Origin of the sequence: Rhodococcus marinonascens NBRC 14363 (assembly GCF_001894885.1) — a bacterium.
Classification (GTDB): domain Bacteria; phylum Actinomycetota; class Actinomycetes; order Mycobacteriales; family Mycobacteriaceae; genus Rhodococcus_F; species Rhodococcus_F marinonascens.
The window spans coordinates 20,369-29,798 of the sequence record NZ_BCXB01000042.1 but is presented as its reverse complement, the minus strand read 5'-3'; the positions used below and the strand labels follow the sequence as shown (position 1 = coordinate 29,798).

Annotated in this window: 9 protein-coding genes; 3 read left to right on the top strand and 6 right to left on the bottom strand. The window is 64.6% G+C overall.

The annotated features are described in order from the left end of the window. Positions 1 to 156 precede the first annotated feature (156 nt). The 5 genes from RM2_RS20340 to RM2_RS20320 form a co-directional block, all read right to left on the bottom strand. Positions 157 to 873: an ABC transporter ATP-binding protein gene (locus RM2_RS20340; protein WP_072691332.1), complete on the bottom strand. Its 717-nt coding sequence runs from the start codon at positions 871 to 873 to the stop codon at positions 157 to 159. After that, positions 857 to 1,669 carry an ABC transporter ATP-binding protein gene (locus RM2_RS20335; protein ID WP_072691331.1) on the bottom strand — a complete coding sequence of 271 codons (813 nt, stop codon included), beginning with the start codon at positions 1,667 to 1,669 and terminating at the stop codon, positions 857 to 859. The genes RM2_RS20340 and RM2_RS20335 overlap by 17 nt, the downstream gene beginning before the upstream one ends. Further along, a complete protein-coding gene (locus RM2_RS20330; protein WP_072691330.1) occupies positions 1,666 to 2,652 on the bottom strand; it encodes a branched-chain amino acid ABC transporter permease in 987 nt (328 codons plus the stop codon). The genes RM2_RS20335 and RM2_RS20330 overlap by 4 nt, the downstream gene beginning before the upstream one ends. Further along, the gene (locus RM2_RS20325; protein WP_072691329.1) at positions 2,649 to 3,539 is read right to left on the bottom strand and encodes a branched-chain amino acid ABC transporter permease; all 891 of its coding nucleotides are present in this window, start codon (positions 3,537 to 3,539) and stop codon (positions 2,649 to 2,651) included. The genes RM2_RS20330 and RM2_RS20325 overlap by 4 nt, the downstream gene beginning before the upstream one ends. Before the next feature lie 70 nt (positions 3,540 to 3,609). Beyond that, complete coding sequence (locus RM2_RS20320) at positions 3,610 to 4,785, bottom strand: ABC transporter substrate-binding protein (RefSeq protein WP_072691328.1); 1,176 nt, start codon at positions 4,783 to 4,785, stop codon at positions 3,610 to 3,612. 42 nt (positions 4,786 to 4,827) lie between these two features. On the opposite strand from RM2_RS20320, the gene RM2_RS24665 reads away from it, so the two are divergent. Both RM2_RS24665 and RM2_RS20315 read left to right on the top strand, forming a co-directional pair. Continuing rightward, the gene (locus RM2_RS24665; RefSeq protein ID WP_169846781.1) at positions 4,828 to 5,109 is read left to right on the top strand and encodes a hypothetical protein; all 282 of its coding nucleotides are present in this window, start codon (positions 4,828 to 4,830) and stop codon (positions 5,107 to 5,109) included. Between the two features lie 652 nt (positions 5,110 to 5,761). Next, complete coding sequence (locus tag RM2_RS20315) at positions 5,762 to 7,246, top strand: multicopper oxidase family protein (protein WP_072691327.1); 1,485 nt, start codon at positions 5,762 to 5,764, stop codon at positions 7,244 to 7,246. 71 nt (positions 7,247 to 7,317) lie between these two features. Here the strand turns inward: RM2_RS20315 and RM2_RS20310 are convergent, their stop codons facing one another. Further along, positions 7,318 to 8,208: a haloalkane dehalogenase gene (locus tag RM2_RS20310; protein WP_072691326.1), complete on the bottom strand. Its 891-nt coding sequence runs from the start codon at positions 8,206 to 8,208 to the stop codon at positions 7,318 to 7,320. A 138-nt stretch (positions 8,209 to 8,346) separates the two neighbouring features. Between RM2_RS20310 and RM2_RS20305 the strand changes: the two genes are divergently transcribed. Then, positions 8,347 to 9,354, top strand: coding sequence for an NAD(P)H-dependent glycerol-3-phosphate dehydrogenase (locus RM2_RS20305; protein WP_072691325.1), 1,008 nt, complete (start codon positions 8,347 to 8,349; stop codon positions 9,352 to 9,354). Positions 9,355 to 9,430: the final 76 nt, after the last annotated feature.

Sequence of the window (9,430 nt, the reverse complement as noted above, 5' to 3'; positions counted from 1 at the left end):
GGGCGACGAAAAGCGCGCTACGGCAGTCTGACCGGACGCTGCGGTGCCCGCACTTCCGCTCGAACCGCACGCGACGGTGAGCGTCACACCACACCGGCGGCTACGAGCCAGACGGCTCTACTCGATCGCTGTAGTACTCGGTTCTGCTCTCCTTCACTATTCCGTCAAGGCTGCTTCGCCGAGGAAGGCGAGCACGACGGAGGAATGGTCACGGGCTTCACTCACGGGGCCGGAGTACACCGATTCGCCGCGGTTGACGACGACCACGTCGTCGGCGATCTTCATGCCGGCCTCGGCGTTCTGTTCGACCATCAGGACACCGATGCCGCGGTCGGCGATATCCCTGACGCAGTCCATGACCCGGTCGACGATGGCCGGTGCGAGTCCCATCGACGGTTCGTCCATCAGAATGAACGCCGGTTGCGACATCAGACTCCGCGCGAAAGCCAGCATCTGCTGCTCCCCGCCACTGAGTAGACCGGCCGGACCCGACTGCCGCTCTTCGAGGATGGGGAACATTTCGTAGACCGACGCCAACGACTCCTCGCGCGCCTTCTTGCTCGCAACCAGACCGCCCAGTCGCAGGTTCTCCGCGACAGTGAGAGATCCGAACACCTTTCGCCCCTCCGGGACCAATGAGATGCCCCGTTTCAGGACCCTGTGGGCCGGAAGTCCGGTCAGCGAGGCGCCGTCGAGCAGGACGTCGCCCGAGTCGGGACTCGACAGTCCGGCCACGGTGCGCAGCGTCGTCGTCTTCCCTGCCCCGTTCGCGCCGAGGACCAGTGTCACGCGGCCGGGCGACGCCGTCGCCGATACACCGCGGACGGCACTTACCTTGCCGTAGCTGACGTGGAGATCACGAATCTCGAGCATCGTCGTCCCGCCTTCCGAGATAGGCCTCGCGTACCGCGCTGTCGCGGACCACGTCCTGCGGTGTGCCTTCGGCGATGAGCTTCCCGGAGTTCATCGCGAACAGGTGGTCACAGGTCTCGACCATCATCTGCACGTCATGTTCGACAACGAGCTGAGTGAGCCCTTCACCGCGGAGATCGAGGAGTAGCTTGGAGATCTCCTCGCGTTCGAACTTGTTCATTCCGGCCGTGGGCTCGTCGAGGATCAGCAGTTTCGGTGACATGACGACGGCACGCGCGATCTCGACCCGCCGCTGCAGCCCGTAGGACAACTGGCCGGGCCGCAGCTTTCCGCGGTCGGTCAGTCCCGCGCGTCGCAGTGCCGTCTCCACCGCGCCGCGTTCGGCGTCCCTGTCGGCGGCGGTTCGACGCCGCATCCGACTGCCCGAGATCAGATCGAACCCGAGTTGCACGTTCTCGAACACGGTGAGGTCGTCGAGAAGTCGGACCGTCTGGAAGGTTCTGCCGATACCCAGCCGCGCAACCTTTTCCGGTCGCACCTTCGAGTACTCGGTTCCTTCGAAGAACATCGTGCCGCGCGTCACCTTCGTCAGTCGGGTCACGGCGCCAAGAAGCGTGCTCTTACCGGAACCGTTGGGGCCGAGGATCCCCGCGATGCGTCCGGGCTCGAGCGCGATCGAGATTCCGTCGACGGCCTTGATACCTCCGAAGTGGACCGCTAGATCCTCTGTGCGCAGCACCGATTCCGTTGTCTTCGTGTCAGACTCGACCCCGCCAGGTGCGCTTCGCAAACTCATGAACGTTCTCCCGTAGTCACCGTGTCGCTGCCCGAGGAACCGGTCAGTTCCTCGACGAGGTCGTGTTCCGCAGTGCTCGGCGTGTTCTCCGCCGCCGCAGTGGCCACGGTGGTGTCGTCGCCGTCCCGTACTCGTCGGGCCGCGTACTTGCGGTACACGTCCGTCACGACCCCGGTGATTCCGCCAGGCATGTAGACGGCGGCGACCGCGACGATGCAGCCGTACACAATGGCCTGGTAAGTCCCGACCTGCTCGAGCACCACGGGCAGCCAGGTGAAGATCACCGCCCCGAGCAGCACCCCGAGCCACGAACGGGAACCGCCGACGATGATGATCGTCAACGCCAGCACGATGAGGGGGAAGCCGACGCTCTCGGGGGCGACCGCCGTCATCATCAGTACGTTCAACGACCCACCCAGCGCGCCGAGCATGCCGCTGATCACGAACGACGCGGTGCGGTAGCGCTGCACGCTGATACCCATCGCCGACGCGAGTTCCGGATCCTCCCGGACCGCCTCGATGCGCCGACCCAGACGGCCGCGTTCACTGAGTACAGCCAACCCGATCACGACGAGACAAATAGTCGCCAGCGCTTCCACCGACATCATGGGGAAGGCCATGACGCCGAACAGTCCGACCGATCCGCCGGTCCACTCACCGCCGTTGTGCGCGATCACCGTGAGGATCATGGTGAACGACACCGTGGCCATCGCCAGATGGAGACCGCTTAGACGCTGGACCACGAGTGCCAGCAAATATCCGATCAACGCGCAAATCAGCGTGATAGTCACGATGGCGGACACGGAGTCGAAGTCGGCGTGGAGAACGAGCATCGACGCTCCGTAGGCTCCGATGCCGTAGAAGCCTGCTCCCGCGAAGGAGAACACTCCCATGCGGAACTGGATCTGGATGCTGAGGGCGAGAAGCAGCACGGTGAACGTGCTCTGAATGAGGACGATGTGCGAGAAGTAGAACTGACTCATACCCGTCGAACCTCCTTCCGGCCGAAGATGCCCTGCGGGCGGATGAGAAGGACGGCGAGGATGATGCCGAAGCAGACGGCATCCACCCACCCACCGCCGGTGAAGCGGAGCACGAGAGTTTCCGACACCGCGAGGATCATCGCTGCAGCGGCGGCACCGATCGTGCTGCCGACGCCGCCGAGGATGATGATGGCGAAGGCCTTGATGAGCAGGGTCTCACCGCTTTCCGCGGTGATCGCACCCAGGTTGTAGGTGAGGAGTGCGCCGGCCAGCCCGGCCAGTCCGCCCGCGACTGCCATGGTGAGGAACGAGAGCTGACGACGGTTCACCCCCATCAGTTCGGCGGTCTCGGCGTCGACACCGATCGCCCTCAACGACAATCCGTGGCTGGTGCGTTTGAGCCAGAAGGCAACAATGGCGGTGAGCAGAAGGGCGCATCCGATGACGATCACGCCGGTGCTCGAGATGCGCAGACCGAAAAACGTGTACACCTCCGTCGTGTACGTACTCCCGGCGAAGCCGAACGGCTCACTCTTGGTGTAGTACTGCACAATCGCGACCGGGATGATGCCGATTCCGATGCCACCGATCAGAATCTGCAACTCTGCGGTCCGGTGATTCTTCGACCGGCGCAGGATGGGCTGGAACGCCAAGGTGTCGATAGCCACCGACAGCAGCGCCCCGACCACCAGGGCGATCAGACACACCAGCACCAGGCCGATCTCGAATGTCGACACGATGCGAGAGCCGACGAAGGCCGAGAACATGAACAGGCCACCGTGTGCGAAGTTGAGAATCCCTATCGTGCCCCACGAGATGCTCATGCCCAGGGAAAACAAGAGGTAGATCGAACCGAGGACGAGCGCATCGATCAGCAGCTGGGCCACGATTGCGCTCCTCCCGAACAGGTTTCATCGCAACGCATTACAGACTTTTCTCGTCGAGTTCTCGCGGCCACTACTCGGAGCTCCCCTCGGCGAGCAGGACTTCCTGGCTGCCGTCCCACTCAACCATCACTCCGTCGACGCGCATGTCGTTGCCCTCGAACCAGATCTTGCCCAGCGCACCTTCGAAGCCCTCCGACACCACTTGTTGAAGCCCCCTCTGGATGTCTTCCCGCGACGCGCCACCCGCGGATTCGATTGCGCGCGCGATCATCCAGGTGGCGTCGTACCCTTCCGCGGCGTAGTTCAGTGGATCCGTGCCGTATCTGGCGCGGTAGGCCTCGACGAACTCCTGCGAGGAAGCCGCGCTCTGGTGGAAGTTGAAGTCCGTGGCCCAATACATGCCCGCTCCCGCGGGTCCTGCCGAGGCCAGATTGCCCGCGCCCGCGGCCGGGTTGCCGACCACGGGCCCGTCGTATCCGGCCTGCCGCAACTGGGACATCGCGGTCGAGTTGCCTGCGCCGACCAGCAGGACGATTGCCGCGTCCGGCTTCTCCGCCGCGATCCTCGTGGCCGTTGTGCCGAAGTCCTGGGTGGTCGCCTGGACGGCGGTGCTGGAGAGCACCCGATAACCGAACTCGTCCTGCTCTTCCGGAACCATCTTCTCTCCCAGCCCTGCAAGGGAGACGTTTCCTGCGTTGTAGAGGACGCTCACCGTCTTCGCGCCCTCGTCGCGCAGACGTGCGAGAGATTTGACGAAGTACGTCTCCATCGGCGGCGTCGCCCGATACGTGTAGTCGCCGATAACCACGCCCTCGCTGCCTGCCTGCGTGAAGATCGTCGGCAGTTCCGCGCGTTCGACGAGCGGCGCGACGGCTACCGCGTGCGCGCTCAGGACCGGTCCGAGAAACGCGCTGACGCTACTGTCAGCGATCGTTTGAATGGTCTGACTGACGGCGGTCTGCGTATCGCTGGCCGAATCACGCTTCTGGAGGACGATCTTCGAGTCGCCCAGATAATCCTGTGCGTTGATCTCCTCGATAGCCAGGTCGATCCCCTCTAGCTGGCTGGTTCCGACGTAGGCGCTGGTCCCGGTGCGATCGGTGACCGAGACGACCTTGATCTCGGCCGGCATGTCACCGTCGACGATCGCACCCACTCCCGAAGCGCAGGCGGCGGTAACCGTGAGGGTCGTGAGTGCCGCGACGCCGAGCAGCTTTCGTCCGATGGTCCTGACGGAGCCGACCATGAGCCTTCCTTTTCTCAATATGATGTTCATCATCATTGTGGTTTGACTCACGATAGAGTTCGTTCGGCCACCTTGTCCAGCGTCTGCCTGCATCATCGCTACCTCAACGGCCGCACACGGCGACTGCGGCGAGCGCGCACCATCACTCCACAGATCGAGGCGGCGCCGACAGTGCCCCACAGTCGCGAGCGCACAGGCCGCCAGCACCTTGCGGCGCAGAACCCGTACGACCAGCACGCATGCAGCGAGGTTCTTCTGCCCTGTTCCACGGCCGACAGCCCCCGGGTGAGCATCGCCAGTCCGTACGCGTACGCGAAGCCCTGACCTCACAGGGCACTACCCACAAGGATCGCCACCCTGTGCCGGCGGCGAGCATGCCGACGAGCAGGCGGCTACCGGCGACGCCGTCGGTCAGCGCGGTCAGCAGCACCCCTACAAAGATACCGCCGTCGGTCCATCCGGTGCCCCTATCGCGACGCCGGCGAAGGTGCGCCGATCCGGAATCCCGGTACAGCGGCCCTCGCCGACATCCATGAGCGTCGGCGCCGCCCGCGAAAGGTTCGCGGGGATCAACCCACGATTCAGAACCACCGCGGCGAACAGCGCACCGCAACAAGGCGGCGTGCAATTGGTACACGAGAACCATGAGATTCGGAAGCAGTTCGGCAACGACGACCGACGCCACCAGTCCGAGTAGGGAACCCAAGATCGCCCCGGTTGCGGTGAGCGTGCGTCCCTACCCCCCCTCACTCTCTATGGCAACGCAATATCCGTTGCACCCCAACAGCTTCGGTTCCTCCCCCTGAATGCACTAAGTGCGAACTGCCCGCTCACCCCCGCCAACGGGCACGCATCGGCGCTCCGGCGTAACCCACCCGCGATCCGTCCCCACAGAGTAATCTCGATAGGGACGTCCCCAGCTAGTCGCATCGCCGACGGACTCTGCGCCCGAGGCAATCGCTTGGAGGGAGCGAGGATGCCCAGGAGCCTGCCGCTCGATGTCCAACTGTCTCGGCGGCAGGCGCTGCAGCTCGGTGCTGGAGCGGCCATGCTCGGCTTCGTGGGAGCCTGCTCTGCCACCAACGACACCGAGTCCGCGATCGGGCCCGGTGCTCCACAGGTACGTGCGTATGCCGAGGCCAAGGCGAGACGGTTCCCTCTCGGCAATGTGGCCGAATACGACCTTCGTGCCGGCCCGTCCGACGTCGACATCGGCGGCGCACGCAATGCCGCATGGGTGTACGACGCGCAGCTGCCGGGGCCGATCCTGCGGGCAAACGTCGGAGACAGAGTCCGGGTGCTGTTTCGCAACCGGCTTCCGGCGGCGACCACGGTGCATTGGCACGGCCTCGCGATCCGCAACGACATGGATGGGGTGCCGGACGTCACACAGCCCCCGATACCCGCGGGGACCGAGTTCACCTACGAATTCATCCCGCCCGATCCGGGCACATACTGGTACCACACGCACGTCGATCTCCAGCGCGGCCGCGGACTGTACGGAGCCCTGATCATCGATGATCCACAAGCGCCAGCGAATTGGGACGCCGAGTTCGTCGTCGTGCTCTCCGACTGGTTGACCAGCCGCACGCCCACGCAGGTATTCGACGCCCTTCGCGACGGGACCATGGAATCCATGCCCGAGATGACCTCTCCCGCGCTCGGTGGCGATGCCGGGGACGTGAACTACCCCCTGTACCTTCTGAACGGCAAACCGCCCGCCGACCCGACGGCCTTCACCGCACGGCCGGGGCAGCGCATCCTTCTTCGGATTATCAACGCCAGCGACGACACCGCGTTCCGGGTCGCGCTCGGCGGTCACCGCCTGACAGTTACTGACACGGACGGATTCCCCGTCGAACCGGTCGACACCGACTCGGTGCTGATCGGTATGGGTGAGCGGTATGACGCGACTGTAACCCTGCAGGATGGCGCCTTTCCACTGGTCGCGGTGGCGGAAGGGAAGGGGGGACAGGCTTTCGCGGTGGTACGCACCGCCACCGGTTGCAGGCCAGACCCCGCAGTGGCACCCGCCGAGTTGCGTGGCCAACCACTCACTGTCGCCGATCTGCGTGCCACCGACGCCGCTAGACTACCGGCGAGAGAACCCGACACCACGCTGCAGGCATCGCTCGGTGGGAACATGAATACCTACAGCTGGACGATCAACGATCAGGCCTACCCCGAGCACACCCCGTTGACCGTCCACCAGGGACAGCGAGCCCGGCTGGTCTACACCAATACAACGACGATGTACCACCCCATGCATCTGCACGGGCACACCTTCGCCGTGGCTCGGCCGGACGGATCCGGCCCCAGGAAAGACACCGTCATCGTGCTACCCGGCCAGACGATCGCCGCCGACATCGAAGCAAACAATCCGGGGCAATGGATCACTCACTGCCACAATGACTATCACCTCGCTGCGGGCATGACGACCATCTTTTCCTACCTGAGCTGACGCCGGTTCCGCCAGCCCCGGGGGCCCCAGCGGCGTCGGCGTCGACGCCAGGGCCGGAACCGCTTTGCGGGTTACTGCATCCAGGCAATCAGTGCCTCGGCGACGACGCCGCCTCGATCCTCCTGCACGAAATGACCGCCGCCCTCGATGGTCTGGTGCGGTTGCCCGGCGGCACCGGCAATCCTGTGGATCAGGATTCGCTCGCTTCCGGCGGTGATCGGATCCTTGTCGGAGAACAGGCACAGAAACGGCTTGTCGAACTTCGCCAACGTGGCCCATGCCGCCCGATTGTCGGGGGTGGCGACGTTGTCCTCGTACTGTGGAATGAGGTCGGGGAACGCTCGGGCACCGGCCTTGTAGGAGGCGTCGGGGAACGGGGCCTCGTATGCTGCGATCGCGTCCGGGGTCAGCGGCTGAGTGCACCCGCCGGAAATCAGATTTCCGATCGGCAGATCAGGTGTGCTCGCGACGAAGTTGCGGAATGCCTGCCATGCGTCGGGCAGAGCACGGGTCCCATCCGGAAGCCCGGTGTTGGATGCGCACACGCGGGCGAAACGCTCGGGATGCTCGCCGACGAGTCGCAGACCGATCAACCCTCCCCAATCCTGGCAGAACAGGGTGATGTCGCCTAGATCGAGAGCATCGAACAGGAACGATCGCATCCATTCGACGTGCCGCGCATACGTGTAGTCGGATACCGCGGTGGGCTTGTCGCTGCGCCCGAACCCGATCAGGTCTGGGGCGATTACGCGCATGCCTGCGTCGACGAAGATGGGGATCATGTGCCGGTACAGGTATGACCAGGACGGTTCTCCGTGCAGCAAGAGCACCACAGGACCATCCTTTGGGCCCTCGTCGACATACGCCATCCGTAGTCCGTCCGACGTCTCTGCATAGTGGGGACTCCAGGGAAAACCGGGTAGGTCCGCGAAGCATTCGTCAGGGGTTCTCAACGTGTCCATCGGTCGACCCTAGTTGCAAATACGAACCCGTGGTACCGAGGCGACAGCGAAACGGGACTCGCCGATTTCACCGCCGTGGGCCGCTCCAGATGCCAGGCTTGTCGTCATGGACAACATCACACCGAGTGGTGATCAGTAGTGGCCCGGCCGGTACGGGTTGTCGTTCTCGGAGCTGGTTCGTGGGGCACGACGGTGGCGGGTCTCGCCGCCCACAACACTCCGACCCTCTTGTGGGCGCGTAGCCAGGAGACCGCCGACGAGATCAACACCGAGCACCGCAACTCCCGCTATCTCGGCGACCGCGCGCTCCCCGAAGCCATTCGCTCGACTTCCGACGTAGTCGAGGCAGCGCACGAGGCCGATGTCCTGGTTGTGGGAGTGCCTTCGCATGCCGTTCGCAGCACTCTCACTCAGATAGCCAACGACGTCCGCGCGTGGGTGCCGGTGCTGTCGCTCGCCAAGGGACTCGAACCTGGCACCCGGCTGCGCCCGACCGAGGTAATTGCGGAGTGCCTGCCCGGCCACCCGGTCGGTCTCCTCGCCGGCCCGAACATCGCACGCGAGATCGTCGACGGACTCGCCGCGGCATCCGTCGTCGCCACCCAGGACGTCGAGGTCGCCACTGCCCTCCAGCCCCTGTTCTCGTCTGCGGTATTCCGCGTCTACCGCAACACGGACGTACTGGGTTGCGAACTCGGCGGAGTGCTGAAGAACATCGTGGCCATCGCGTCCGGCATGGCCGACGGCTTGGACGTCGGTGACAACACCCGAGCGATGGTGCTCGCCCGTGGACTGGCCGAGATGACCCGACTCGGCGAGGCGATGGGTGCGAATCCGCGGACGTTCGCAGGACTCACCGGGGTCGGCGATCTCATCGCCACCTGCATGAGCCCGAGTTCGCGAAACAGGCGGGTAGGCGAGTTCCTTGCCCGCGGCATGACGGTCGATGACGCCGTGTCCAAGCTTGGGCAGGTGGCCGAGGGCGTCAAGACCGCCCCCACGGTGATGGAACTGGCTCGCGATTTCAGCGTGGACATGCCCATCGCCGCCGAGGTCGAGGCGGTGGTCGCAGGCCGACAGACGGCCGAAGGCGCCTACCGCGGCCTGCGGAAAGTGATTCCCGGAGCTGAAGACGAGGTCGCCTGAACCCCCGTCTGAACCGGTCGTCTGAACCAATCGGCTACGCCCAGCGGCATCACTATCTGGGTGTTTCTAAGCATTC